Genomic DNA, 25,176 nt, shown 5'->3' on the forward strand with positions numbered 1-25,176 from the left:
TGCCGGGGTGTTTTCATCCGGCGCCGCTTTCATTGTCGGCTGCGCGCCGGAGGCTTTTTTCGCAAGCAAGGAGCGACGTCAGATCGCTTCAGTTTTACTCAGGAGGTTGGAGATGAGTTATACCGCGCCATTGAAGGATATGTTGTTCGTCATGAACGAGCTGGCCGGCCTGGCCGAAGTCAGCGCCATGCCGGGCTGCGAGGACGCCACGCCGGAGACGGCCGAGGCCATCCTTGAAGAGAATGCCAAGTTTTGCAGCGAGGTCGTGGCGCCGCTGAACCATTCCGGCGACCAGGAGCCGAGCTCCTGGTCCGACGGCCGCGTCACCACCAGCCCCGGTTTCAAGGAAGCCTTCAAGCAGTTCGGCGACGCCGGCTGGCAGGGCGTGCAGCACCCGGTGGAGTTTGGTGGCCAGGGCTTGCCCAAGCTGCTGGCCACGCCGTGCATCGAAATGCTGAACTCGGCCAACCTGTCCTTCGCGCTGTGCCCGCTGCTGACCGACGGCACCATCGAGGCGTTGATGACCGCCGGCACCAAGGAACAGCAGGAGACCTACATCGCCAACTTCATCTCCGGCAAGTGGACCGGCACGATGAACCTGACCGAGCCGCAGGCCGGCTCCGACCTGGCGCTGGTGCGCACGCGCGCTGTGCCGCAGGGTGACGGCACCTTCAAGCTCTCCGGCACCAAGATCTTCATCACCTACGGTGAGCACGACATGGCGGAGAACATCGTGCACCTGGTGCTGGCGCGCACGCCGAACGCGCCGGAAGGCGTGAAGGGCATCTCGCTGTTCATCGTGCCGAAATTCCTGATCAATGCCGACGGCTCGCTGGGCGAGCGCAACGACGTGCATTGCGTGTCGATCGAGCACAAGCTGGGCATCAAGGCCAGCCCGACCGCAGTGCTACAGTTCGGCGACCATGGCGGCGCCATCGGTACCCTGGTGGGCGAAGAAAATCGCGGCCTGGAATACATGTTCATCATGATGAACGCCGCGCGCTTCGCGGTGGGCATCCAGGGCTTGTCGGTCTCCGAGCGCGCTTACCAGAAGGCCGTGGCGTACGCCAAGGATCGCGTGCAGTCGCGCGACCTGGCCGGCTCGGCCGGTTCGGTCACCATCATCCATCAGCCCGACGTGCGCCGCATGTTGATGTCCATGCGCGCCCAGATCGAAGGAGCGCGGGCACTGGCCTACGTGGCCGCCGCCACTTCCGACGCCGCGCACTTCCATGCCGACCCCGAGACGCGCAAGGCCAACCAGGCCTTCTATGAATACCTGGTGCCCATCGTCAAGGGCTGGTCGACCGAGCTGGCCATCGATGTCACCTCCACCGGCGTGCAGGTGCATGGTGGGATGGGCTTCATCGAGGAAACCGGCGCCGCGCAGTATTATCGCGACGCACGCATCTTGTCGATCTATGAAGGCACCACCGCGATCCAAGCCAACGACCTGGTCGGCCGCAAGACCGTGCGCGACGGCGGCGCCGTCGCCAAAGGCATTATCACCCAGGTGCGCAAGACCGCAGCCGAACTGGACGGCGGCGACGCGCAACTGAAGGTGATCGGCGCGCGCCTGAACGAAGCGGCCGGCGCGCTGGAAGAGGTGGTCGACTACGTGGTGGCCAATATCAAGGGCGAGATCAAGTCGGTGTTCGCCGGCAGCGTGACCTACCTGAAGATGGCCGGCATCGTGCTGGGCGGCTGGCAGATGGCGCGCGCCGCCGCGGTGTCCGCGGCGAAGCTGAAGGCAGGCGAGGGCGACGTCAAGTTCTACGACGCCAAGCTGGCGACCGCGCGTTTCTTCGCCGACCAGATCCTGCCGCAGGCATTGGCGTATCGCACCGCCATCGTGGAAGGCGCGGAGTCGGTGCTGGCGTTGTCCGAAGATCAATTCTGACGCAGCCGTCCCGCCATCGTGCGGGCAGCGGGTGATGCGCAAGAAAACAAAAAGCCCGGAGATTATCCGGGCTTTTTGCTTGGGCGAAAGGGGCTCGGCGTCAGCCGAATGCGCCGCCGGTAAACAGCAGGTCAAAGCTGCGCGCCAGCAGGGCGATCAATCCCATCGCGCCCAGGCCGACTGTCAGCACGATGATCACCGCCAGGATCCAGTGCGACTCCGATTGCCTGCCGCTGCCGGCGTTGTGCTTCAGGTCCCATTTGTCGTCGGGCGTGAGGCCGATCACCAGCGCCTCCAGGCAGCCGCACAAGATCGAGATGACGAAAGGCAGGCCGGTGAACAGTTTGGGCGCATCGGGATTGGCCGCCATCAGCGCCAGCGACAGCGGGATGGCGAGGATGTGCAGCCAGCCGAAGCGGTCGCGCATGCCGTGCAGGTAAAAACGATGGAGGCCGATGCCGCCGGTGACGGCCGCGATCAGGGTGGCCAGGGTCTTGTTCTTGTGCTTGCCGGTCTGCTGCATCTGGTGGGGTCTCGGGGTGGCCGTCGGGTTTGCCGGCGGCGATGTTGTTATGGAAGTATCGGATGAGTATAGCGTATCGCGCGTGGCGGATTCCCCGGCAGCAAGAGGCGTACACGCTGGGGTCGCATCTTGTCATCCGGGCATGAACCGCGGTTTTGTGGGCGTCCAAACGGCGGCGGGGCGCTTGCCCTGATGTAATTTCACATCAGAATCGGCGCTGTTTGCCCGCTTTCTGCGTTGGATAAGTACACAAAAGCGGTAAGCAGGTTGCCCAGTTGGCCGGAAGTCCGTTATAATTTGCGGCTTTTCCGTGTCCGTATTCTTACTGGAACCATTATGGTCGTTATTCGTTTAGCTCGTGGCGGCGCCAAGAAGCGCCCCTTCTACAACATCGTTGCAACTGACTCGCGCAACCGTCGCGACGGTCGTTTCATCGAGCGTATCGGCTTCTACAACCCGGTTGCATCGGGCAAGGAAGAAACCGTTCGCGTCGCTGCAGACCGTCTGGCTTACTGGCAAGGCGTTGGCGCACAACTGTCGCCGACCGTCGCTCGCCTGGTTGCTGACGCTGCCAAGAAGGCTGCCTAATTAAGGTCTCAGGTCTGTTTCACGCGTCCGTCGGACGCATGGACGCAGGCCAGGTTCGGCGCATCAGTGAATAATCCAGTCCAGTCCGGCTTCTCCGCACCCGATGATCTTGTGACCATCGGTCATGTGACAGGGGCCTACGGCATCCAGGGTTGGATTCGCGTGCGTCCGTATTCGGCCGAGGCGGATGCCTTGCTGAGTGCGAAGACCTGGTGGCTGGAGAAATCCGGCGCACCGAAGCAGGACGTTGAAGTCATGCAGTCCAAGGGGCACAGCGGCGATGTCGTTGCGCGCCTGACCGGGGTAGCCGACCGCAATGCGGCCGAGGCCTTGAAGGGAACGGTGGTCTACGTTTCCCGCAAGCACTTCCCGGTGCTGGATGACAACGAATTCTATTGGGTCGATCTGATCGGCTCATCGGTTGAAAACCTGCAGGGCGAACAGCTGGGCGTGGTGTCCGACATGATGGACAACGGCGCTCACCCGATCCTGAGGGTGGTCATGCCGGTGCAACAAGCTGCACCGCAGACCGCAGACGCCGACAATGCCGTGCCGGCAAAGAAGGGCGACAAGGAGAAATCCTCAGCCGCGCCCGAAATGCTGATTCCGTTTGTCGACCAGTTCGTCAAGACGGTGCAGGCAAAAGAAAAGAAGATCATCGTCGATTGGGGCATGGATTACTGACTGCGGTCAGTTTTTTCATTTCCGGCGTCGGTGGTGTTTCAACAAGATTCATTGGGGATGGAGGCGTGATGCAGTTCGATGTCGTCACTCTGTTTCCCGAGATGTTCGCTGCGCTGACGCAGTCCGGCATTACCCGCCGGGCGCTGGAGCAAAAGCGCTGGGGCCTGTCGCTGTGGAATCCGCGTGATTTCACCACCGACAATCACCGCACCGTGGATGATCGGCCGTATGGCGGCGGTCCCGGCATGGTGATGCTGGCCAAGCCGCTGGAGGCTGCCATTGGCGCCGCCCGGCAGCGCCAGCAGGAGCTCGGCGTGGCCCGGCCCCGGGTGATCTACCTGTCGCCGCAAGGCGCTCCGCTGACGCATGAGCGCGTGGTGGGCTTGTCGCAGGAGCCCGGCGTGGTGTTGTTGTGCGGCCGCTATGAAGCGATCGACCAGCGCCTGCTCGACAAGTGCGTGGACGAAGAAATCAGCATCGGCGATTTCGTGCTCTCCGGCGGCGAGTTGCCGGCGATGGCGTTGATGGATGCAGTGATCCGTTTGTTGCCCGGCGCGTTGAACGACGGCGCTTCGGCGGTCGAAGACAGTTTCGTCAACGGCCTGCTGGATTGCCCGCATTACACGCGGCCCGAGGTCTACCAGGACGAGCCTGTGCCGGCCATCCTGCTGGGCGGCCACCATGCCGAGATCCTGAAGTGGCGTCGCCAGCGCGCACTGGAAGCGACGCAGGCCAAACGGCCCGACCTGATCGCCAAGGCCCGCGCAAGCGGCTTGCTGAGCAAGGCGGACGAAAAGTTTTTGAGCGGTTTGCAGTAAAATGCGGGCCGCGGATGCTAGGCATCCCGAAAGAAGTAGTAGCAAGCAGTATTGCCGGCATGCCGGCAGCAACGTGCAGCGGTTCGGCCGCTGTGATTGAAACCCCATCCTCTACCGGGCATACGGAAGGTCGCAAGACCCCAGGCGCCGGCAAGATGGTTACAGGAGCAAAAAATGGATCTGATCCAGCAACTCGAGCAAGAAGAGATCGCGCGTCTCGCCAAGAACATTCCCGACTTCGCCCCCGGCGACACCGTGATTGTCAGCGTCAACGTGGTTGAAGGCACCCGCAAGCGTGCTCAGGCCTACGAAGGCGTCGTGATCGCACGTCGCAATCGTGGTCTGAATTCGAACTTCATCGTTCGCAAGATTTCGTCCGGTGAAGGCGTCGAGCGTACTTTCCAGCTGTATTCGCCGCTGATCGCTTCGATCGAAGTGAAGCGTCGTGGTGACGTTCGCCGCGCCAAGCTGTACTACCTGCGTGAGCGTTCGGGCAAGTCGGCTCGCATCAAGGAAAAGCTGCCCAGCCGCGCTGCAAAGGCTGCAGAGTAATTTCAGGCATGCTAATGCTTCAGGAAAAAGGGGTGTCTCACGACGCCCCTTTTTTCATTTCCGCTCTGCTTTAACGAGCTTACCGTTACGCTGAACCGATCACGCCGTGGCCAGTTTTGATCCAGTCAATTTGCCAGTGGACGCCGTTGCCGGCGAGGGCGCGCTCGATGCTGCGCGCCTGAACGCCGACTGGTTGCGCCGCCGCTTCGCCGACCCGCCGCGCTGGGAGCCGGAGCACAGCGGTGACCAACTGGCACGCCTGGCGGAATCCAAGGGGCGTTTTCGCCTGGCGTCGGTGCTGATCCCCATCGTGCTGCGTCCGGAAGGGCTGACCGTGTTGTTCACCCAGCGCACCGCCGACCTCAAGGATCACGCGGGTCAGATCAGCTTCCCGGGCGGCCGCCGCGAGGACTACGACAGCTCGGCCATCGAGACCGCGCTGCGCGAGACCGAGGAGGAAATCGGCCTGGGCCGCGCCCACGTGGAAGTGATCGGCTCGCTGCCCGACTACTTCACCGGCACCGGTTATCGCGTTACTCCCGTGGCGGGCCTGATCGCGCCGCCGTTCGAGACCGTGCCCGAATCGCGTGAGGTGGCCGAGATCTTTGAGGTGCCGCTGTCTTTCCTGATGGACGGCGTCAATCACCAGCGCCGCTCGGTCGACCTGCCGCAGCCGGCCGGCCGCCGCAGCTTCTACACCATGCCTTACCAGCGTTACTTCATCTGGGGCGCCACCGCCGGCATGCTGCGCAATCTCTTCCATTTCCTGCGTACCTGATTTTTGGCGTCCCCGACGCGGTTCGTGGGATGCGAAAACAGCCTAAATACGCGATCAATGCATGATTGACCGGCGTCAACGAATCAATTGTTTGATTCCCATCATGCACTGCGCTATCGTACCGGCTATAGAGACATATAAGGCCGTTTGATGACATTCCTCTCCATTCTCTTTGCGCTGTTAATCGAACAACTCAAACCACTGCGTGCGGACAATCCGGTTTATGCATCGATCAAGTCTTTCGCCGGCAGTATAGAGGGCTGGTTCAACGCCGGCCACGCCCATCACGGGCGCCTCGGCTGGGCCGTGATGGTCGGCGCGCTGACCGTGCCGGTGGCGCTGATTTACTGGCTGTGCGTGCACATCAGTCCGATCGCCGCGTTCGCCTGGAACGTGCTGATCGTCTACCTGACGCTGGGCTTCCGCCATTACAGCCACTATTTCACCTCGATTCAGCTGGCCCTGAACAGCGGCGATGAAATGACCGCGCGCGCGTTGCTGGCCGAGTGGACCAAGCAGGACACCGCCGGCATGGACGTCAGCGAGATCTCTCGCATCGCTTCCGAGCGCGCGCTGATCACGACTCATCGTCACGTGTTCGGTGTGTTCTTCTGGTTCCTGATGCCCGTCGGCCCGGCGCTGGCCGTGATGTACCGCGTGGCCGAATACCTGTCGCGCGCCTGGAACGAGCCGGACCACATGAAGTTCGAGGCCTTCGGCCGCTTCGCCGCGCGCGCCTTCTACTGGATCGACTGGATCCCGGCCCGCCTGACCGCCGCGGCCTTCGCCGTGGTCGGCAACTTCGAGGATGCCATCTACGCCTGGCGCAACTTCGCCAGCCGCTGGGACGACGAAGCCGCAGGCATCATCCTGGCTGCCGGCGGCGGCGCCATGGGGGTGCGCTTCGGCACGCCGAAGGAGGCTGCGGCAGGCATCATCCTGCCGGCTGATGCCGCCACGGTCGATTCCATGCCCGAAGAAAGCGACGGCCTGCCGGGCGACACGCCCACACCGCGTACCTTGCAAAGCACGGTCGGTCTGGTCTGGCGCGCATTGCTGCTGTGGATGTTCCTGTTGCTGCTGCTGTCTGTCGCAGTGTGGATGGGTTGATCCAGCGGGATGTTCAGATAAGCGGGCTTAGGCCCGCTTAGTTTTTTGCAACGCAAAATCTCCGTCCCGGTATACTTCCGGTTTGTGCACAGGCGCCGCCGAGGATTCATCCCCATGCGTCTGATGCATGAATGGCAAGAGCCCGGGCAAACAGACCCAAGCGGGCGGAGCGGCGGGAAGACCGGTAGAAGCCAAGTCTTCTATAAGATATAATACTCAGTAGAGCCGCAGGCACCCACGCGGATGATCGCGAAGGCACCTCGGATTCAGGGCTCCGGTCCCACCAGGACAAGGGCATTCGGTTGCAAGCGCTTTAGAAGAACTGCATGTATGGCTGATCCCATCAAACCCACCGCGCCGGCGAAAGAATTCATCATCTTTGGAAAGACCAAGGATGGCAGGCAGTTCCGCCCCAGCGACTGGGCCGAGCGGCTGTGTGGCGTGATGTCGTGCTTCCGCCCCGAGGGCAGCGGCGGTCGCAATGCCCACCTGCAATATTCCCCCTACGTGTTGCCGACCCATATCGATGGCGTGCGCTCGGTGGTGGTCAACGAGGCCCTGCGCGACCTCGACCCGCTGGCCTATCACTTCGTCGTCAACTTCGCCAAGGACAACGACCTGCAAGTGCTGGACGCCTGTGTCCTGCCGGATCCGCCGAAGGACAAGCAGGGCTGAGCAGTTCGCAAAATCGCAGCCCACAGCCCACAGCTCACAGCCCCAATCCATGACCGTCGCCGCGCGCGCCGGTTCGCCGCAGCACCGACACGCCAGCTCCCCCAGTCGCCCGACCATGCAGGCGGCCTCGCCAGCAGTTAAACTAAACAGGTTTTCATTCGCCGCCGCCGGGCACCAGCTAGCGCGCGGCATCGGTTTCAGCATCTCATATTGCTCAGCCGGCAGTGCTTAGCCAGAGCCGTACGGGGTTATCGGGCCGTTCCCGGCCCTTACAATGACGGAGAAGAAGCATCATGAAACACCGCATGGAGCGCGACACCTTTGGCCTGATCGAAGTCCCCGATGACCGGCTCTGGGGCGCGCAGACCGAACGTTCGCTGCATCACTTCCACATTTCCACCGAACGCATGCCGACCGAGCTGGTGGTGGCCCTGGCTGCGGTCAAGCGCGCCTGTGCCGCGGTCAACCGCGACCTCGGCAAGCTCGACGCCAAGAAGGCCGACGCCATCATCGCCGCCGCCGATGAGGTGATCGCCGGCAAGCACCCGCTGGAATTCCCGTTGTCGGTGTGGCAGACCGGCTCCGGCACCCAGAGCAACATGAACATGAACGAGGTGCTGGCCAACCGCGCCTCGGAGCTGCTGGGCGGCGTGCGCGGCGAAGAGCGCGTGATCCACCCCAACGACGACGTCAACCGCGGCCAGTCCTCCAACGACATCTTCCCGACCGCTATGCACGTGGCGGCCTGCATGGCTGTGGCGACGCACCTGATTCCGTCGCTGCACAAGCTGCGCGCCACCCTGCAGGACAAGTCCGGCAAGTTTGCCGACGTGGTCAAGATCGGCCGCACCCACCTGCAGGACGCCACGCCGCTGACCCTGGGCCAGGAGTTCTCCGGCTACGTCGCGCAGCTGGAGCATGCCGAGGCCGCCATCATCGCGACGCTCAACGGCGTGTCGGAACTGGCCGCCGGCGGCACCGCGGTCGGCACCGGCCTGAACGCCCATCCGGAATTCGGCTCGCGCGTGGCAGCCGAGCTGGCCAAGCACTTCGGTTTCCCGTTCAAGACCGCGCCCAACAAGTTCGCCGCACTGGCCGGCCATGATGCGTTGGTGGCGTCGCACGGCGGCCTGAAGACGCTCGCGGCATCGCTGATGAAGATCGCCAACGACGTGCGCTGGCTGGCTTCCGGCCCGCGCTCCGGCCTGGGTGAGATCACCATTCCCGAGAACGAGCCGGGCAGCTCCATCATGCCGGGCAAAGTCAACCCGACCCAGTGCGAGGCGCTGACCATGCTGTGCGCCCAGGTGTTTGGCAACGACGTCGCGCTCAACATCGGCGGCGCGTCCGGCAACTTCGAGCTCAACGTGTTCAAGCCGTTGATCATCCACAACTTCCTGCAGAGCGTGCGCCTGCTGGCCGACGGCATGGCCAGCTTCGAGGAGCACTGCGCGCGCGGCATCGAAGCCAACCGCGAGCGCATCGGCGAGCTCATGGAGAAGTCGCTGATGCTGGTGACCGCGCTGGCGCCGCACATCGGCTACGACAAGGCCGCCAAGATCGCCAAGCAGGCCCACCACGACGGCACCACCCTGAAGGAGGCTGCGCTGGCGCTGGGTTATGTCACCGAGCAGCAGTTCGCCGAGTGGATCAAGCCGGAAGAGATGACCCGCCCGGGCTGATCTCCCCGCCAAGAACCTGAGGCAGGACGGGACATGGATGCATGCCATCCATGTCCCGTTTCATTTGGCGCGGCGGACGATCCTCCATGCATCCTGGAAAGCCTTGCCGGGCCCCGGATTGCAAAGGATGCGCAGCCTTATGTATAGCAATATTGATTTGGGTTACGAATTGAAACAACTCAGGCTTTCCGGCAGGCTGCGGCGTATATTGTTTTCATGCGCTCAATGCGTGCGCAGGCAGCCCGTGCAAGGCTTGCCGGCGAGCCAGGGGATGGCGGGCAGACAGCGCGACAGCAATGCAACAACCAACGCGACAAGCAGCGCGACGCCGCAAGGCAAGCAAGGAAAGCCGGCCGTCATCGGCCGTACATGGGCAATTCCCAAAGGCAAATCATGAAGAAATTAGCGGCAATCGGAATCTGCGGCGCGCTCGCCGTGGCCGGCCTGATGGCCAGTGCGTCGACTTACGCGCACACGCGCTTTTACGGCGGCGTGGTGATCGGCGGCCCGGTGTGGGTGCCGCCCCCGGTCTACTATCCGCCGCCGGTCTACGTCGAGCGCGTGCCGCCGCCGGTCTATATCGAGCCGCAGCCGCGCCAGGACTACTGGTACTACTGCCAGGAGTCCAAGGCGTACTACCCCTACGTCCAGAGCTGCCCCAGCGCCTGGATGAAGGTGGTGCCCAACACGCCGACGCCGCCGGGCTACGGTCCGCCGCAATAAGCCGGGCCCACGCCGATAACGACTCAACGCCATGCCGCTGAAGCGGCCAAAGGAAACATCGTGAAACCCATCTACAAGACAGCTACCGCAGTCACCGCCGTGGGCGCCATGCTGGCGCTGGGCGGCTGCGTCAGCGTGCCGACCGGTCCCTCGGTCATGGCCATGCCGGGCAAGGACAAGACCTATGAACAGTTCCGCGCCGACCAGCAGCTGTGCCAGCAATACGCCCAGGACGCCATCGGCGGCCAGGCCCAGCAGACCCAGAACAACACCGCCAACAGCGCCGCAGTCGGCACTGCCGTAGGCGCAGTGGCCGGGGCCCTGATCGGCGCGGCTTCCGGCAATGCCGGCGCGGGTGCGGCAATCGGCGCCGGCGGCGGCCTGCTGGTGGGCAGCGCGGCCGGCAGCAATGTGGCCGCGGGCGGCAACTATTCGATGCAGCAGCGCTACGACATGACCTACACCCAATGCATGTACAGCAAGGGCAACCAGGTCGAGACCCAGCGCCAAGCCACTGCCTACACCTATCATCCGCGCCGCTACTATTACGCGCCGCCGCCGCCTCCGGGCTACTACGGGCCGCCGCCGGTGTACTACGGCCCGCCGCCGGGCGCGTATTGAGCCCGGCGCGCGCGGGCAGCAAGAAGAACCGCATCCGGGGATGCGGTTTTTTATTGCCTCAAGGACAAGGCGCGCCGTCCGGGCCCCGGCTTTTTCCGCGCCAACGCGCGATGCGGCGCAACATCGGCGCACGGGAGTGCTATACTCGCCGCCATGCTTTGCCGAATTCAACTTGCGAAAATCCAGCATTGGTGGCGCGCCTGACCCGGGCGGCCAGCGAAGTAATTCGCTTTCACACAGTTTGACCATGTGATGCCGCCGGTTCCGGCGGCATTGTTTTTACGCTTCGGGACCGGCGGCATTCCAGACAGATACTCGATCAGGAATGACCATGTCTTCGAACGCACCAGCCAGCACCTCCACCGCACATCCCACCGTCCTCACCGGCGACCGTCCCACCGGCCCGCTGCACCTCGGCCACTACATCGGCTCGCTCAAGTCGCGCGTGGCGCTGCAGGAAAGCGCCAACCAGTTCCTGCTGCTGGCCGACACCCAAGCCATGACCGACAACGTCGGCCGCCACCAGAAGGTCACCGACAACGTGCTGGAAGTAGCGCTGGACTACCTGGCCGTCGGCATCGATCCGGAGAAATCGACCATCTTCATCCAGTCGCAGGTGCGCGAGCTCTACGAGCTGTCGATGGTGCTGCTGAACCTGGTGACGGTGTCGCGCCTGGAGCGCAACCCCACCATCAAGGAAGAGATCCGCCTGCGCGGCTTCGAGCGCGACATCCCGGCCGGCTTCCTGACCTACCCGGTGAGCCAGGCCGCCGACATCACTGCCTTCAAGGGCCAGCTGGTGCCGGTGGGCAGCGACCAGTTGCCGATGATCGAGCAGACCAACGAGCTGGTGCGCAAATTCAACGCCACCGTCGACCGCCAAGTGCTGGTCGAGTGCAAGGAAGTGCTGTCCGAAACCGGCCGCCTGCCCGGCATCGACGGCAAGGCCAAGATGAGCAAATCGCTGGGCAACGCCATCGCGCTGGGCGCATCGGCCAAGGAAATCAAGCAGGCCGTGCACCAGATGTACACCGACCCCAACCACCTGCGCGTGGATGATCCGGGCCAAGTCGAGGGCAATGTGGTGTTCACCTTCCTGGACGCCTTCGATCCTGACCGTGACGCCGTGGCCGAGCTCAAGGCGCACTACACCCGCGGCGGCCTGGGCGACAGCGTGGTCAAGCGCCGCCTGGAAGGCATCCTGCAGGAAATGCTGGAGCCGATCCGCACCCGCCGCGAAGAGTTCGCCAAGGATCGCGGCGAAGTCATGGCCATCCTCAAGCGCGGCACCGAGCGCGCTAGCGCAGTGGCGGCGCAGACCATGTCGGAAGTGAATGCAGCGCTGGGCTTGAATTACTTCGGCTGAAGCTGCTGAGTTTCCATGTAAAAAGCCGCACTGCCCGGGAGGGGAGTGCGGCTTTCTTTCTTGTTGCGTCGATTTGACAGCCAACGACGCCGGGCCCTGCTTTCGCAGGGGCGACGGAGGTGAAAACATAGGTAAGGAACGCACAGATAAGCTGTCGTTCCTGCGAAAGCAGGAACCCAGTGTCGTTCAGCCTGCGCCAACGATACCGCTCAAGCCCGCTTCGCCGCCGGCATCACCGGCAACTCCAGCAACACCTCCAGCCCGCCCTCCGCCAAGTTGCGCAGCTGCAGCCGTCCATGGTGGTTCTCGGCGATGTTGAGCGCAATCGTCAGGCCCAGTCCGGTGCCGCCGGTGTCGCGCGAGCGTGAGGTCTCCAGGCGGTAGAAGGGCTCGAACACCGACTCCAGCTCGGCCTCGGGAATGCCCGGCCCGTGGTCGCGGATGCGGATGGCAACCTTCTGCGATTCCAGTGCGATGGTCACGCGCGCGGCCTGGCCGTATTTGCAGGCGTTGTCGATCAGGTTGGTCAGGCAGCGCCGCAGCGCGCCGGTCTGGGCCATGACAAAGGCACGGGTGGCGCCCTCCAGCATCACGTCCTGGCCGGCATCGGCGGCATCGGCGCACACGCTGTCGAGCAGCGAATCAATATCCAGCGCCTGGATCTTTTCGGACGAATCCATGCTGCGCGCCAGATCCAGGCCCTCGCGCACCATGCCGTGCATGACGCCCAGGTCGTCGATCAGCTTTTGCTGCAGCTCCCGGTCAGCCACCTTTTCCAGGCGCAGGCGCATGCGCGTCAGCGGCGTCTGCAGGTCGTGCGTGATGGCGGCCAGCATGTGCGTGCGGTGCTGGATCTGGCGCCGGATGCGCGCCTGCATGGCATTGAAGGCGTGCGCCGCCTGGCGGATCTCGGTCGGGCCGGCCTCGGCCAGCGGCGGGTGGTCGATGTCGCGGCCCAGCTGCGAAGCTGCCTGCGCCAGCTGGCGGATCGGACGGGTCGCCATGCGCGCCACCAGGTAAGCCAGGATCGCGATCAGGATCAGGAACAGCGCAATGTACTGCGCGCCGAAGAAGCCTTGGCCGTGCCCACGCAGCGCCGGCGGCTCGCCCGGCTGGTGCAGGCGCAGGCGCATCAGCGCCTGGTCGTGCAGGCTGATGTAGATCACGCGGCAGGTCTCGCGGCGCGGGCCCTCGCGGCCGTCGGGCCGGCGCGGCGGCGCGCATTCGGTCTCGCGCTGCACCGCCACGCTGCGCTCGCTGCCCAGGCGCGCCTTGAGGATGTCGACCATCGGGCTGCTGCTGGCGTTGGCGCCCACGGCATCGTTCATGTTGTCCACCATGCTGGCTTCGAAGCCGAAGTTGGTGGCGGCCTGCAGCACGATGGGGCGCTGCTCGGCGGGAATGTCGTCGACCGCCTGCACGATCTGCTCGACGCGGTCGGCCAAATGCTGGAAGCGCACTTCGCGCAGCGTGTTCTTGCGTTCGTTGGAGGCTAGCCAGGTAGTGGCCAACACCGACAGCACGATGCCGGCCAGCAGCAGCACGAAGATGCGGTTGCCGATGGAGCCGAGGACGTCTTTCATGATGCGCGGCCCGGGGTTTGTCCCGCATTGTCGGCGGCCACGCTGGTGGCCAGTACGTAGCCTTCATTACGCACCGTCTTGATGATGGTGGGTGTGCGGGCGTCGTCCCCCAGCTTCTGGCGCAGGCGGCTGATCTGGATATCCACCGAGCGGTCGAACGGGTCGGACTCGCGGCCCTGGGTCAGCTCCAGCAGCTGGTCGCGGTTGAGCACGCGATTGGGATGGTCAAGGAAGACCTTGAGCAGGCGGAACTCGGCGCCCGACAGCGCTACCACCACGCCGTCCTGGTTCACCAGGTGGCGCGCGGTCAGATCCAGCGTCCAGTTGGCGAAACGCATCGCGGCCACGTCCGGTTGCGCCATGTTGGGCGGCAGCGCCTGGGTGCGGCGCAGGACGCTGCGGATGCGCGCGAACAGCTCGCGCGGCTCGAAGGGCTTGGCCAGGTAATCGTCGGCGCCCATCTCCAGGCCAAGGATGCGATCCAGCGGCTCGCCGCGCGCGGTCAGCATGATCACCGGCACATTGGAGGTGGCGCGCAGGTTGCGGCACAGGGTCAGGCCGTCCTCGCCGGGCAGGGTCAGATCCAGCACGATCAGGTCCACGCGCGACTCTTCAAGCGTCTTGCGCATCTCCGTGCCGTTGGTGGCGGTCAGCGTGCGCAGGCCGTTGCCGTCCAGGTATTCGGCCAGCAGGGTGCGGATATCGCGGTCGTCGTCGACGATGAGGATGTGAGTATTTGTATCCATGAGCTGAATTATGCCGAACTTGTTAAATCGTGGACGCGGGATTTGTATCGCCTCTTAACAAGCGTCGTCACCGACATAAAACGATACTCGGCGGCGCCGGGAATATACAAAACGATACAAATGCCGCCACAGGGGAAAAATTGGCGTTACACGCGGCCGGTTTAATGGGAACCGTGCAAAGACAGCACGAAACAGAGAGACGGTTTCTTTGTGAAGCGGTCTCCAGACACACCGAAAGGAGCAATCATGTTGAAATTCAAGACCCGCATCCTGGCCGGCATCGCCGCCGTGAGCATCAGCGCCGTGACCGCAGCCGCCTTCGCGCAGGTTCCGCCGCCGCCGGGAGGCCCGCACGGTCGAGCTCCCAGCGCCGAGCAAATCGCCAAGTTCGAGCAAATGCGCGCCAAGCACCAGGCTGAGCTGCACGACAAGCTGAAGATCACCGCGGCACAGGAAGCCGGCTGGAAGCTGTTCCTGGACAAGACCAAGCCGGCCCCATTCGACGCCGCCGGCCGTCCCAACAAGGAAGAGTTCGCTAAGCTGACCACCCCGGAACGCCTGGACAAGAAGCTGGAACTCATGCGCAAGCGTGAAGCCTTCGCCGAGCAGCGCATCGCGGCCACCAAGGACTTCTATGCGACCCTGTCGCCGGAACAGCAGAAGACCTTCGACGCCGAGTTCGCCAAGATGGAGCGTCACCGCTTCGATCACATGCGTCATGGCGATCGCAAGGGCCCGCCGCACGGCAAGCCGGGCGCACCTGATGCAGCAGCGCCGGCCGCCAAGTAAGGCAAGCGAGAAGGCGCAAAAGAACGCGCCAGGCATCATCCGCCCGCCGGCTTTGCCGCCGGCGGCGGATCTACCCAAAAGCCTTGCGGTCAATACGCAAGGCTTTTGCCGTACTGGCCCCTGGCGTCATTGTCGATCTCTCGCGGGAGATGGCGCGCTTTCCGCCCCTTGTTGTCCGTGGCGCAAGCCGGGTTTGCTGGGTACACTGCCTGCCTGTCCACTGCGGGCGCGCCGGATGGCGTCGGCGCCGGGCACCTCCGTGGCGAGGATAGCGGCAAGAAGAAACAGAATGTTGCAATGATGTAAGGTTGTTGCGGGAAAATACCGGATGGCGGCTCCGAGGGCGCGACAAGGCGCGTGGCCGCCATCCCGTATCTTTTTGCTTGCAAGCAGCGTCGGCTCGGCCATGGGCCCGGCCGCGCTACCGTGATCAGTTCGTTGGCCCCCCAAAATGACAAACACACCAAATTCCGGACCGCAATCTTCCTCCAACCCGACCCCGCCGCAAGGCGGCCGGCCTCCTTCGAAGGGCAGCGTGTTGCGGCGCTGGTGGTTCTGGGTGCTGGTGGCGGCGCTGGCGGCCGGCGGCGGCTACAAGTACTGGAGCAAGAAAAAAGCCCAGCAGGAGCAGATGGCCGCCATGGGCGGCGCTCCCGGCGGGCCGGGCGGACGTCCGGGCGGCATGCGCCCCGGCGGCCCGGGCGGCGCAGGCGGATTCGCCCAGACCATGCCGGTGGGCGTGGCCAAGGCCAAGATCCAGAACGTCGACGTCTACCTCAACGGACTCGGCTCGGTTACGCCGACCGCCACCGCCACGGTGCGTGCGCGGGTGGACGGCCAGCTGATGAAGTTGCATTACACCGAAGGGCAGGTGGTCAAGGCCGGCGACCTGCTGGCCGAGATCGATCCGCGCGCGCTGCAGGCCACCGTCACCCAGGTCGACGGCCAACTGGCGCGCGACCGCGCGCTGCTGAACTCGGCGCGGCTGGACCTGAAGCGCTACCAGACCCTGCTGTCGCAGGATTCCATCGCCAGCCAGCAGGTCGATACCCAGGCCGCGCTGGTCAAGCAGTATGAAGGTACGGTCAAGGCCGACGAGGGTTCGCTGGCCAGCGCCAAGCTGCAGCTGTCGTTCACCCGCGTGATCGCGCCGATTTCCGGCCGCCTCGGCCTGAAGCAGGCCGATGTGGGCAACAACATCACCACCAGCGACACCAACGGCCTGGTGATCATCACCCAGCTGCAGCCGATCACCGCCATCTTCAGCATCCCCGAAGACAATATCCCCAGCGTGCTGCGCCAGCTGCAAAGCGGCCGCAAGCTGCCGGTCGAGGCCTGGGATCGCGAGCAAAAGAAAAAGCTGGCCGAGGGCGTGCTGCTGACCATCGACAACGTGGTCGACGCCACCACCGGCACCGTCAAGCTGAAGGCGCAGTTCCCCAACAAGGACTACGCGCTGTTCCCCAGCCAGTTCGTCAACATCCGCCTGCTGCTCAACACCGAAGACGGCGCCACCGTGATCCCGACCGCGGCCATCCAGCGCGGCTCCAAGGGCCTGTTTGTCTACGTGGTCAAGGAAGACAACACCGTCACCGTGCGCAATATCAAGACCGGAGCGGTGCAGGGTGACCTGACCGCAATCACTGACGGCGTAGCCGCCGGCGAGACCGTGGTCATCGACGGCATCGACCGCCTGCGCGAAGGCGCCAAGGTGGAAGCCGTGACCCGCGGCGGCGCTGATGACCCGGCCAACAAACTCTCCACCGAGAACCCGAACGCACGCCGCCACGGCAAGCGCGGCCAGGGACCGAACGGACAAGGCGGACAAGCGGGGCAGGGCGCACCCGGCGCGCAGGCAGGCCAGGGCGGCCAGGCCGACATGAGCCCGGAAGAGCGCCAGAAGCGCTGGGCCGAGATCAACAAGCGCATCGACGCCGGCGAGTTCGGCGAAGAAATCAAGAAGCTGCCGGAAGACCAGCGCCGCCAGAAAATGATGGAGCTGCGTCGCAAGCAGCAGGAGAGCGGCGGCAACGCGGGCGGTAACTCCGGCGCCAATGCAAAGTAAGGCGGCAGCATGAATCCCTCCCGCCAGTTCATCCTGCGGCCGGTCGCCACATCCTTGCTGATGCTGGCGATCCTGCTGGTGGGCATTGTCGCCTACCGCTTGTTGCCGCTGTCGGCCTTGCCCGAAGTCGATTACCCGACCATCCAGGTCACCACCCTCTATCCCGGCGCCAGTCCGGACGTGATGACGTCGTCGGTCACCGCGCCGCTGGAGCGCCAGTTCGGCCAGATGCCGGGCCTGAAGCAGATGTCGTCCACCAGTTCGGGCGGCGCCTCGGTGATCACGCTGCAGTTCAACCTCGACCTTAACCTCGACATCGCCGAGCAGGAAGTGCAGGCCGCCATCAATGCCGGCGGCAACCTGCTGCCGTCCGACCTGCCGATGCCGCCGGTGTACAGCAAGGTCAACCCGGCCGATACCCCCATCATCACGCTGGCGGTGACCTCCAGGACCATGCCGCTGCCCAAGGTGCAGGATCTGATCGACACCCGCCTGGCGCAGAAGATATCGCAGCTCTCCGGCGTCGGCCTGGTCAGCCTGTCGGGCGGCCAGCGCCCGGCCGTGCGCATGCAGCTGAACCCTCGCGCCATTGCCGCGCTCGGCCTGAACCTGGATGACATCCGCACCGCCATCGGCAACGCCAACGTCAACCAGGCCAAGGGCAGCTTCGACGGCCCCACGCGCGCCTCCACCATCGACGCCAACGACCAGCTGCGCTCGGCCGATGAATACAAGAACCTGATCATCGCCTACAAGAACGGCGCGCCGATCCGCGTCTCCGACGTGGCCGACGTGGTCGACGGCGCCGAGAACGTGCGCCTGGGCGCCTGGGCCAACGAGCAGGCCGCGGTGATCGTGAACATCCAGCGCCAGCCCGGCGCCAACGTGATCGCCGTGGTCGACAGCATCAAGAAGATCCTGCCCTCGCTGCAGGCCAGCTTGCCAGGATCGATCGACGTGCAGATCCTGACCGACCGCACCACCACCATCCGCTCCTCGGTGGCCGACGTGAAGTTCGAGCTGCTGCTGTCGGTGATGCTGGTGGTGATGGTGATCTTCGTGTTCCTGCGCAACGTGCCGGCCACCATCATCCCCAGCGTAGCCGTGCCGCTGTCGCTGGTGGGCACCTTTGCGATCATGTACATCGCCGGTTTCTCGATCAACAACCTGACGCTGATGGCGCTGACAATCGCCACCGGCTTCGTGGTCGACGACGCCATCGTCATGATCGAAAACATCTCGCGCTACATCGAAGAGGGCATGCAGCCGATGCAAGCAGCGTTGAAGGGCGCCGAGCAGATCGGCTTCACCATCATCTCGCTGACCTTCTCGCTGATCGCGGTGCTGATCCCGCTGCTGTTCATGGGCGACGTGGTGGGCCGCCTGTTCCACGAGTTCGCAGTGACGCTGGCGGTCTCCATCCTGATCTCGGCCGTGGTGTCGCTGACGCTGACGCCGATGATGTGCGCGCGCCTGCTGCGTCACCAACCGGAAGAAGAGCAGGGCTGGTTCTATCACAAGAGCCAGCTGTTCTTCGACCGCGTGATCGCCCGTTACGGCGTCATGCTGGAGTGGGTGCTGGAGCGCCAGAAGCTGACCCTGCTGGTGGCCGTCGGCACGCTGGTGCTGACCGGGCTGCTGTACGTGTTCGTACCCAAGGGCTTTTTCCCGCTGCAAGACACCGGCGTGATCCAGGGCATCTCGGAGGCGACGCAATCGGTTTCCTTCGGCGCCATGGGCGAGAAGCAGCAACAGCTGGCCAAGGTGGTGCTGCAGGACCCGGCGGTGGACAGCCTGTCGTCCTTCATCGGCGTCGACGGCACCAACGCCACCTTGAACAGCGGCCGCATGCTGATCAACCTGAAGCCGCATGAAGACCGCGACGTTTCCGCCTCGGACGTGATCCGCCGCCTGCAGGTCAAGCTGGCGCAAGAGGTGCCGGGCGTGACGCTGTACATGCAGCCGGTGCAGGATCTGACGATCGAAGACAGCGTCTCGCGCACCCAGTACCAGTTCACGCTGGAGGATGCCGACCCGGATACGCTCAGCGAGTGGGTGCCCAAGCTGATCGCCCGCCTGCAGCAGCAGCCCGAGCTGGCCGACGTGGCCAGCAACCTGCAGGACAAGGGCTTGCAGGCCTACATCCAGATCGACCGCGACGCCGCCTCGCGCTTGGGCATCACCACCGCCGCCATCGACAACGCGCTCTACAACGCCTTCGGTCAGCGCCTGATCTCCACCATCTACACCCAGTCCAACCAGTATCGGGTGGTGATGGAGGTCAAGCCTGAATTCCAGCGCGGCCCGCAGGCGCTCGACAGCATCTACCTGGTGACCTCGGCCGGCCGCCAGGTGCCGCTGTCGTCGATCGCCACCGTCACCGAGCGTACCGCGCCGCTGGTGGTGAACCACATCGGCCAGTTCCCGGCCGCGACGATTTCCTTCAACCTGGCCAAGGGCGCCGCGCTGGGCGAGGCGGTCAAGGTGATCAAGGCGGCCGAGCAGGAAATCGGCATGCCGGCCTCCACCGTCACCAACTTCCAAGGCGCGGCGCTGGCCTTCCAGGCCTCGTTGTCCAACACGCTGTGGCTGATCCTGGCGGCGATCGTGACCATGTACATCGTGCTGGGCGTGCTCTATGAGAGCTACATCCACCCGATCACCATCCTCTCCACGCTGCCTTCGGCCGGCGTGGGCGCGCTGCTGTCGCTGATGATCTCGGGCACCGACCTGGGCATCATCGGCATCATCGGCATCATCCTGCTGATCGGCATCGTCAAGAAGAACGCGATCATGATGATCGACTTCGCGCTGGAAGCCGAACGGCATGAGGGCAAGAGCCCGCGCGAGGCGATCTACCAGGCCTGCCTGCTGCGCTTCCGGCCGATCCTGATGACCACCATGGCCGCGCTCTTGGGCGCGCTGCCGCTGATGCTGGGCACCGGTGTGGGTTCCGAGCTGCGCCAGCCGCTGGGCATTACCATGGTCGGCGGCCTCCTGGTGTCGCAGGTGCTGACGCTGTTCACCACGCCGGTGATCTACCTCGGCTTCGACAGCCTGGCGCGCCGCATGCGCGCGCGCTTCGGCCAGCGCGAGCCGGGTCATGGCGACGACGGTGACGACGACGACCATGCGCATCCGGCCTCGCTGCCGCCGGCGGTGTAAGCGGAACGGCAATGAACATCTCGCTTCCCTTCATCCAGCGGCCCATCGCCACCACGCTGCTGACCATCGGCATCGCGCTGGCCGGCATCGTGGCCTTCCGCTTGCTGCCGGTGTCGCCGCTGCCGCAGGTGGATTACCCCACCATCTCGATCTCGGCCTCGATGCCCGGCGCCAGCCCGGAAACCATGGCCGCCACCGTGGCCACGCCGCTGGAGCGGGCTATGGGCTCGATCGCCGGCGTGACCGAGATGACCTCGACCAGCTCGCAGAACTCCACCCGCATCACACTGCAGTTCGACCTCAACCGCGACATCGACGGTGCCGCGCGCGACGTGCAGGCGGCCCTGAACGCGGCGCGCAACCTGCTGCCGTCGGGCATGCCGAGCAACCCGACCTACCGCAAGGTGAACCCGGCCGACGCGCCCATCATGATCCTGGCCATGACCTCGGACACCATGACCCAGGGCCAGATGTACGACGCCGCCGACAGCATCGTCGCGCAGAAGCTGTCGCAGGTGCGCGGGGTGGGGCAGGTGAGCGTGGGCGGCAGTTCGCAGCCGGCGGTGCGCATCGAGTTGAACCCGACCGCGCTCAACAAGTACGGCATCGGCAGCGCCGACGTGCGCACCGCGGTGGCCGCCACCAATGCCAACCGGCCCAAGGGCATCCTGGAAGACGGCGAACGCAACTGGCAGATCTACGCCAACGACCAGGCCAAGACCGCCGCCGAATACGCGCCGCTGATCGTCTCCTATCGCAACGGCACGCCGGTGCGCGTGCGCGACGTGGCCGAAGTGCGCGACTCCGTGGCCGACGTGCGCAACGCCGGCTCGGCCAACGGCAAGCCGTCCATCCTTGTGATCATCAATCGCCAGCCCGGCGCCAACATCATCGAGACGGTGGACGCCGTCAACGAGCTGCTGCCGCAGCTGCAGGCCTCGATCCCGGCCGCCATCGACATGAAGACGGTGATGGACCGCACGCCCACCATCCGCGCCTCGCTGAAGGAGACCGAGTTCACCCTGATCATGTCGGTGGCGCTGGTGATCATGGTGGTGTTTTTGTTCCTGCGCAGCGCGCGCGCCACGCTGATCCCGGCGGTGGCCGTTCCGGTGTCGCTGATCGGCACCTTCGGCATCATGTACCTGGCCGGCTTCAGCCTGGACAACCTGTCGCTGATGGCGCTCACCATCGCCACCGGCTTCGTGGTGGACGACGCCATCGTGGTGCTGGAAAACATCTCGCGCCACATCGAGGCCGGCATGAAGCCGGTCAAGGCGGCGCTGCTGGGCGCGCGCGAAGTCGGCTTCACCGTGTTGTCGATGAGCATCTCGCTGATTGCCGTGTTCATCCCCATCCTGATGATGGAAGGCATCGTCGGCCGCCTGTTCCGCGAGTTCGCCATCACGCTCTCGGTGGCCATTTTGGTGTCGCTGGTGGTGTCGCTGACCACCACGCCGATGATGTGCGCGCGCCTGCTGCGCCATGACCCCAAGGCCGATGAAGAGCGTCGCCGGCGCCGCCATCCGTTGCTGCAAAAGCTGGCCGACCAGACCGAGCACATCTTCAACGACCTGCTGCTGGGCTACGAGCGCACGCTGGCCTGGGCGCTGCGCGCGGCGCCGTTGATGATGCTGATCCTGGTGGGCACCATCGCGCTGAACGTGTATCTCTACAAGGCCATCCCCAAAGGCTTCTTCCCGCAGCAGGACACCGGCCGGCTGGTGGGCGGCATTCGCGGCGACCAGGCGATTTCCTTCCAGGCGATGAAGGTCAAGCTCAACGATTTCATCGAGATCGTGCGCGCCGACCCGGCGGTGGCCGACGTGGTGGCCTTCACCGGCGGCCAGCGCCGCAACGGCGGCAACATGTTCGTGACCCTGAAGCCGCTGTCGGAGCGCAAGGAGTCGGCCGACCAGGTGATCGCCCGGCTGCGCGTGAAAACCGCCAAGGTGGCGGGCGCGCGCGTGTTCCTGGTGCCGGTGCAGGACATCCGCATCGGCGCGCGCCAGAGCGATTCGCAGTATGAGTACTCGCTCAAATCGGACGACGTCGCGTTGTTGCGCGTGTGGGAACCCAAGATCCGCGCCGCGCTGTCCAACCTGAAGGAGCTGGAAGACCTCAGCACCGACCAGCAGGACAACGGCCTGCAGACCACGCTGACCATCGACCGCGAGACCGCGATCCGCGCCGGCGTGACGCCGCAGCTGATCGACGCCACGCTGTCGGATCTGTTCGGCCAGCGCCAGATCTCCACCATCTACAGCGGTATGAACCAGTACCACGTGGTGATGGAAGCCGCGCCGCAGTATTGGCAAAGCCCGGAGATCCTGCGCGACACCTACGTCAGCCTGGCGGGATCGTCCAACCTGTCGCCGACTACCTCCACGCTGTCGACGCCGCCGGCGCTGTCGGCGGCTGGCAAGCTGAACTCCAACACCGGCCTGGCGCAGACCATCTCCACCGCGGCCTCGACCCAGATCCCGCTGGCGGCCTTCTCCAGCTTCGCGCCGACCACCACCGCGTTGTCGGTCAGCCATGAAGGGCAGTTCGTGGCCTCGACCATCTCGTTCAACCTGGCCGAGGGCGTGTCGCTGTCGCAGGCGACCGAGGCGATCGACCGCGCCATGGCCTCGCTGGGCGTGCCCACCGGCGTGCACGGCACCTTCGCCGGCACCGCCAATGCCTTCCAGTCCTCGCTGTCGTCCCAGCCGCTGCTGATCCTGACGGCGCTGCTGGCGGTGTACATCGTGCTGGGCATCCTCTACGAGAGCCTGATCCACCCGATCACCATCATCTCCACGCTGCCCTCGGCCGGCGTGGGCGCCTTGCTGGCGTTGCTGGTGACCGGCACCGACTTCAGCCTGATCGCGCTGATCGGCGTGATCTTGCTGATCGGCATCGTCAAGAAGAACGCCATCATGATGATCGACTTCGCGCTGGACGCCGAGCGCAACCGCGGCCTGTCGCCGCGCGACGCGATCTTCGAGGCCTGCAAGCTGCGCTTCCGCCCGATCATGATGACCACCATGGCGGCCCTCTTGGGTGCGATCCCGCTGGCCATCGGCCATGGCGACGGCGCCGAGCTGCGCCAGCCGCTGGGCATCGCCATCGTCGGCGGGCTGGTGGTGAGCCAGCTGCTGACGCTCTACACCACGCCGGTGGTCTACCTGTATATGGAAAGGCTGAGCGCGTGGGGACATCGCAAGTTCGGCCGCAAGAACAAGACGCAAACCTCGGCCGCCTGATCCCGCACCGGGACGGCTGCCACGGAGAGAACCATGAAACATCAAGAAACTCAGCAACGCCAGCAACAACCGAACATCAAGCCGCTGCTGCTGGCGCTGGCCGCATCCTTTGCGCTGGCGGCCTGCTCGGTCGGTCCCGACTATGTGCGTCCGCAGATGCAGGAGGCCGGCGCGCCGGCCGTCTTCAAGGAAGGCCAGAACTGGCAGCCGGCGCAGCCGCGCGACCTGGCGGCCGACGGCAAGTGGTGGGAGATGTTCGGCGATGCGCAGTTGAACGCGCTGGTGGACCAGGTGGAGATTTCCAACCAGAACCTGGCGCTGGCCGAGGCCAACTTCCGCAGCGCCATGGCGCTGGTGCAGAGTTCGCGCGCGGCCTACTCGCCGACGCTGGATGCATCGGCTTCGGCCACCCGGTCGCGTTCCGCTTCCGGCAGCACCTCGTCGTCCAGCACCGGCGTGCGCAACGCTTACTCGTTCGCATTGAACGCCTCGTGGGAGGCGGACATCTGGGGCCGCGTGCGGCGTGACGTCGAGGCCAGCTCGGCCAGCGCCCAGGCCAGCGCTGCGGATCTGGCCGGCGCGCGGCTGTCGGCCCAGGCGTCGCTGGCGCAGAGCTATCTGCAGCTGCGCGTGCTGGACGCCCAGCAGAAACTGCTGGACGAAACGGTCGAGGCGTACCAGCGCTCCTACCAGCTGACCCAGAACCAGTACGCCGCCGGCATGGTGGCCAAGTCCGACGTGATCCAGGCGCAGAGCCAGCTGAAGTCGGCGCAAGCCTCGGCGCTGGACAACGGCGTCTCGCGCGCCCAGGTCGAGCACGCCATCGCGCTGCTGGTCGGCAAGACGCCGTCCAACTTCAACCTGCCCAAGGCGCCGCTGGCGGCTGGTGCGCCGCCGATCCCGCAGGGCGTGCCGTCGATGCTGCTGGAGCGCCGTCCCGACGTGGCCGCGGCCGAGCGTCGCGTGGCCTCGGCCAACGCCAGGATAGGCGTGGCCAAGGCGGCCTATTTCCCCAGCCTGACGCTGTCGGCCTCGGGCGGTTACCAAAGCTCCAGTTTTGCCGACTGGTTCTCCTTGCCCGGCCGGGTGTGGTCGCTGGGCCCGCAGCTGGCGCAGAGCATCTTCGACGGCGGCGCCCGCCGCGCGGCCACCGATCAGGCCATCGCCACTTATGACGGCACCGTCGCCACCTACAAGCAGACCGTGCTGACCGCCTTCCAGGAGGTGGAAGACAACCTCGCCGCGCTGCGCATCCTGGAGCAGGAAGCCGCCGTGCAGGACGAGGCGTTGCAGGCGGCAAGGCAGGCAGTGACGTTGGTGACCAACCAGTACAAGGCCGGCACGGTCAGCTACGTCAACGTCATCACCGCGCAGGCCACGGCGCTGTCGGCCGAGCGTACTTCGCTGGACATCCTGAACCGCCGCATGTCGGCCAGCGTGCTGCTGGCCAAGGCCCTGGGCGGTGGATGGAATGAGGCGAGCCTGGCGGATCTGCAGCCGCTGGCGGAGCAGAGTGGGGAGAAAGCCAAGTCGCTGAAGGAGAATGCGGCGTTGCGTTGA

The 25,176-nt window shown here is 65.0% G+C and carries 21 protein-coding genes; 18 read left to right on the forward strand and 3 right to left on the reverse strand.

All coding sequences use genetic code 11. The features are described 5' to 3' along the window. Positions 1-112 precede the first annotated feature (112 nt). The gene (locus J8I26_RS07305; protein WP_209605620.1) at positions 113-1,900 is read left to right on the forward strand and encodes an acyl-CoA dehydrogenase; all 1,788 of its coding nucleotides are present in this window, start codon (positions 113-115) and stop codon (positions 1,898-1,900) included. A gap of 100 nt (positions 1,901-2,000) precedes the next feature. On the opposite strand, the gene J8I26_RS07310 is transcribed toward J8I26_RS07305, so the two are convergent. Next, the gene (locus tag J8I26_RS07310; RefSeq protein WP_209605622.1) at positions 2,001-2,423 is read right to left on the reverse strand and encodes an NINE protein; all 423 of its coding nucleotides are present in this window, start codon (positions 2,421-2,423) and stop codon (positions 2,001-2,003) included. A 336-nt stretch (positions 2,424-2,759) separates the two neighbouring features. Between J8I26_RS07310 and rpsP the strand changes: the two genes are divergently transcribed. The 12 genes from rpsP (at position 2,760) to trpS (ending at position 12,020) form a co-directional block, all read left to right on the forward strand. Beyond that, positions 2,760-3,011: a 30S ribosomal protein S16 gene (rpsP, locus tag J8I26_RS07315; RefSeq protein WP_209605624.1), complete on the forward strand. Its 252-nt coding sequence runs from the start codon at positions 2,760-2,762 to the stop codon at positions 3,009-3,011. Between the two features lie 66 nt (positions 3,012-3,077). Further along, positions 3,078-3,695: a ribosome maturation factor RimM gene (gene rimM, locus J8I26_RS07320; RefSeq protein ID WP_209605626.1), complete on the forward strand. Its 618-nt coding sequence runs from the start codon at positions 3,078-3,080 to the stop codon at positions 3,693-3,695. 68 nt (positions 3,696-3,763) lie between these two features. Then, on the forward strand, positions 3,764-4,513 hold the full coding sequence (gene trmD, locus J8I26_RS07325; protein WP_209605628.1) for a tRNA (guanosine(37)-N1)-methyltransferase TrmD: 750 nt from the start codon (positions 3,764-3,766) through the stop codon (positions 4,511-4,513). Between the two features lie 174 nt (positions 4,514-4,687). Next, on the forward strand, positions 4,688-5,065 hold the full coding sequence (gene rplS / locus J8I26_RS07330; protein WP_141912584.1) for a 50S ribosomal protein L19: 378 nt from the start codon (positions 4,688-4,690) through the stop codon (positions 5,063-5,065). Positions 5,066-5,171: 106 nt separating this feature from the next. Further along, the gene (locus tag J8I26_RS07335; protein WP_209605630.1) at positions 5,172-5,843 is read left to right on the forward strand and encodes a CoA pyrophosphatase; all 672 of its coding nucleotides are present in this window, start codon (positions 5,172-5,174) and stop codon (positions 5,841-5,843) included. 150 nt (positions 5,844-5,993) lie between these two features. Next, positions 5,994-6,953 (forward strand): CobD/CbiB family protein, encoded by a 960-nt coding sequence (locus tag J8I26_RS07340; protein WP_209605632.1) that lies wholly within the window; start codon positions 5,994-5,996, stop codon positions 6,951-6,953. A 330-nt stretch (positions 6,954-7,283) separates the two neighbouring features. Continuing rightward, positions 7,284-7,628, forward strand: a complete 345-nt coding sequence (locus J8I26_RS07345) for a DUF3579 domain-containing protein (RefSeq protein ID WP_209605634.1) — start codon at positions 7,284-7,286, stop codon at positions 7,626-7,628. A gap of 293 nt (positions 7,629-7,921) precedes the next feature. After that, positions 7,922-9,310, forward strand: coding sequence for a class II fumarate hydratase (gene fumC, locus J8I26_RS07350; protein ID WP_209605636.1), 1,389 nt, complete (start codon positions 7,922-7,924; stop codon positions 9,308-9,310). 37 nt (positions 9,311-9,347) lie between these two features. Continuing rightward, complete coding sequence (locus J8I26_RS07355; RefSeq protein ID WP_209605638.1) at positions 9,348-9,707, forward strand: hypothetical protein; 360 nt, start codon at positions 9,348-9,350, stop codon at positions 9,705-9,707. Further along, positions 9,704-10,033 (forward strand): hypothetical protein, encoded by a 330-nt coding sequence (locus J8I26_RS07360; RefSeq protein WP_209605640.1) that lies wholly within the window; start codon positions 9,704-9,706, stop codon positions 10,031-10,033. The genes J8I26_RS07355 and J8I26_RS07360 overlap by 4 nt, the downstream gene beginning before the upstream one ends. A gap of 60 nt (positions 10,034-10,093) precedes the next feature. Continuing rightward, entirely contained in the window at positions 10,094-10,654 is a 561-nt protein-coding gene (locus J8I26_RS07365; RefSeq protein ID WP_209605641.1) for a glycine zipper family protein, read from the forward strand. A 331-nt stretch (positions 10,655-10,985) separates the two neighbouring features. Further along, a complete protein-coding gene (gene trpS / locus J8I26_RS07370; RefSeq protein ID WP_209605644.1) occupies positions 10,986-12,020 on the forward strand; it encodes a tryptophan--tRNA ligase in 1,035 nt (344 codons plus the stop codon). A gap of 209 nt (positions 12,021-12,229) precedes the next feature. On the opposite strand, the gene J8I26_RS07375 is transcribed toward trpS, so the two are convergent. Both J8I26_RS07375 and J8I26_RS07380 read right to left on the reverse strand, forming a co-directional pair. Then, positions 12,230-13,603, reverse strand: a complete 1,374-nt coding sequence (locus J8I26_RS07375; RefSeq protein ID WP_209605646.1) for an ATP-binding protein — start codon at positions 13,601-13,603, stop codon at positions 12,230-12,232. Next, entirely contained in the window at positions 13,600-14,349 is a 750-nt protein-coding gene (locus J8I26_RS07380; protein WP_209605647.1) for a response regulator, read from the reverse strand. The genes J8I26_RS07375 and J8I26_RS07380 overlap by 4 nt, the downstream gene beginning before the upstream one ends. Positions 14,350-14,595: 246 nt before the next feature. On the opposite strand from J8I26_RS07380, the gene J8I26_RS07385 reads away from it, so the two are divergent. The 5 genes from J8I26_RS07385 (at position 14,596) to J8I26_RS07405 (ending at position 25,176) form a co-directional block, all read left to right on the forward strand. Beyond that, positions 14,596-15,138 carry a Spy/CpxP family protein refolding chaperone gene (locus tag J8I26_RS07385; protein WP_209605649.1) on the forward strand — a complete coding sequence of 181 codons (543 nt, stop codon included), beginning with the start codon at positions 14,596-14,598 and terminating at the stop codon, positions 15,136-15,138. A 451-nt stretch (positions 15,139-15,589) separates the two neighbouring features. After that, positions 15,590-17,203: an MdtA/MuxA family multidrug efflux RND transporter periplasmic adaptor subunit gene (locus J8I26_RS07390; RefSeq protein WP_209605651.1), complete on the forward strand. Its 1,614-nt coding sequence runs from the start codon at positions 15,590-15,592 to the stop codon at positions 17,201-17,203. Positions 17,204-17,212: 9 nt separating this feature from the next. Next, positions 17,213-20,368: an MdtB/MuxB family multidrug efflux RND transporter permease subunit gene (locus J8I26_RS07395; RefSeq protein ID WP_209605653.1), complete on the forward strand. Its 3,156-nt coding sequence runs from the start codon at positions 17,213-17,215 to the stop codon at positions 20,366-20,368. 11 nt (positions 20,369-20,379) lie between these two features. Next, positions 20,380-23,616: an efflux RND transporter permease subunit gene (locus J8I26_RS07400; protein WP_209605655.1), complete on the forward strand. Its 3,237-nt coding sequence runs from the start codon at positions 20,380-20,382 to the stop codon at positions 23,614-23,616. A gap of 33 nt (positions 23,617-23,649) precedes the next feature. Further along, the gene (locus J8I26_RS07405; protein WP_209605657.1) at positions 23,650-25,176 is read left to right on the forward strand and encodes an efflux transporter outer membrane subunit; all 1,527 of its coding nucleotides are present in this window, start codon (positions 23,650-23,652) and stop codon (positions 25,174-25,176) included.

Origin of the sequence: Herbaspirillum sp. LeCh32-8 (assembly GCF_017814915.1) — a bacterium.
GTDB lineage: Bacteria > Pseudomonadota > Gammaproteobacteria > Burkholderiales > Burkholderiaceae_D > Herbaspirillum.

Bases quoted from the DNA above. Each gene is read 5' to 3' on its own strand.
- J8I26_RS07305 (WP_209605620.1), top strand. From the start codon at position 113: ATGAGTTATACCGCGCCATTGAAGGATATGTTGTTCGTCATGAACGAG.
- J8I26_RS07310 (WP_209605622.1), bottom strand. From the start codon at position 2,423: ATGCAGCAGACCGGCAAGCACAAGAACAAGACCCTGGCCACCCTGATC.
- rpsP (WP_209605624.1), top strand. From the start codon at position 2,760: ATGGTCGTTATTCGTTTAGCTCGTGGCGGCGCCAAGAAGCGCCCCTTC.
- trmD (WP_209605628.1), top strand. From the start codon at position 3,764: ATGCAGTTCGATGTCGTCACTCTGTTTCCCGAGATGTTCGCTGCGCTG.
- rplS (WP_141912584.1), top strand. From the start codon at position 4,688: ATGGATCTGATCCAGCAACTCGAGCAAGAAGAGATCGCGCGTCTCGCC.
- J8I26_RS07340 (WP_209605632.1), top strand. From the start codon at position 5,994: ATGACATTCCTCTCCATTCTCTTTGCGCTGTTAATCGAACAACTCAAA.
- J8I26_RS07345 (WP_209605634.1), top strand. From the start codon at position 7,284: ATGGCTGATCCCATCAAACCCACCGCGCCGGCGAAAGAATTCATCATC.
- fumC (WP_209605636.1), top strand. From the start codon at position 7,922: ATGAAACACCGCATGGAGCGCGACACCTTTGGCCTGATCGAAGTCCCC.
- J8I26_RS07355 (WP_209605638.1), top strand. From the start codon at position 9,348: ATGCATGCCATCCATGTCCCGTTTCATTTGGCGCGGCGGACGATCCTC.
- J8I26_RS07360 (WP_209605640.1), top strand. From the start codon at position 9,704: ATGAAGAAATTAGCGGCAATCGGAATCTGCGGCGCGCTCGCCGTGGCC.
- trpS (WP_209605644.1), top strand. From the start codon at position 10,986: ATGTCTTCGAACGCACCAGCCAGCACCTCCACCGCACATCCCACCGTC.
- J8I26_RS07375 (WP_209605646.1), bottom strand. From the start codon at position 13,603: ATGAAAGACGTCCTCGGCTCCATCGGCAACCGCATCTTCGTGCTGCTG.
- J8I26_RS07380 (WP_209605647.1), bottom strand. From the start codon at position 14,349: ATGGATACAAATACTCACATCCTCATCGTCGACGACGACCGCGATATC.
- J8I26_RS07385 (WP_209605649.1), top strand. From the start codon at position 14,596: ATGTTGAAATTCAAGACCCGCATCCTGGCCGGCATCGCCGCCGTGAGC.
- J8I26_RS07390 (WP_209605651.1), top strand. From the start codon at position 15,590: ATGACAAACACACCAAATTCCGGACCGCAATCTTCCTCCAACCCGACC.
- J8I26_RS07395 (WP_209605653.1), top strand. From the start codon at position 17,213: ATGAATCCCTCCCGCCAGTTCATCCTGCGGCCGGTCGCCACATCCTTG.
- J8I26_RS07400 (WP_209605655.1), top strand. From the start codon at position 20,380: ATGAACATCTCGCTTCCCTTCATCCAGCGGCCCATCGCCACCACGCTG.
- J8I26_RS07405 (WP_209605657.1), top strand. From the start codon at position 23,650: ATGAAACATCAAGAAACTCAGCAACGCCAGCAACAACCGAACATCAAG.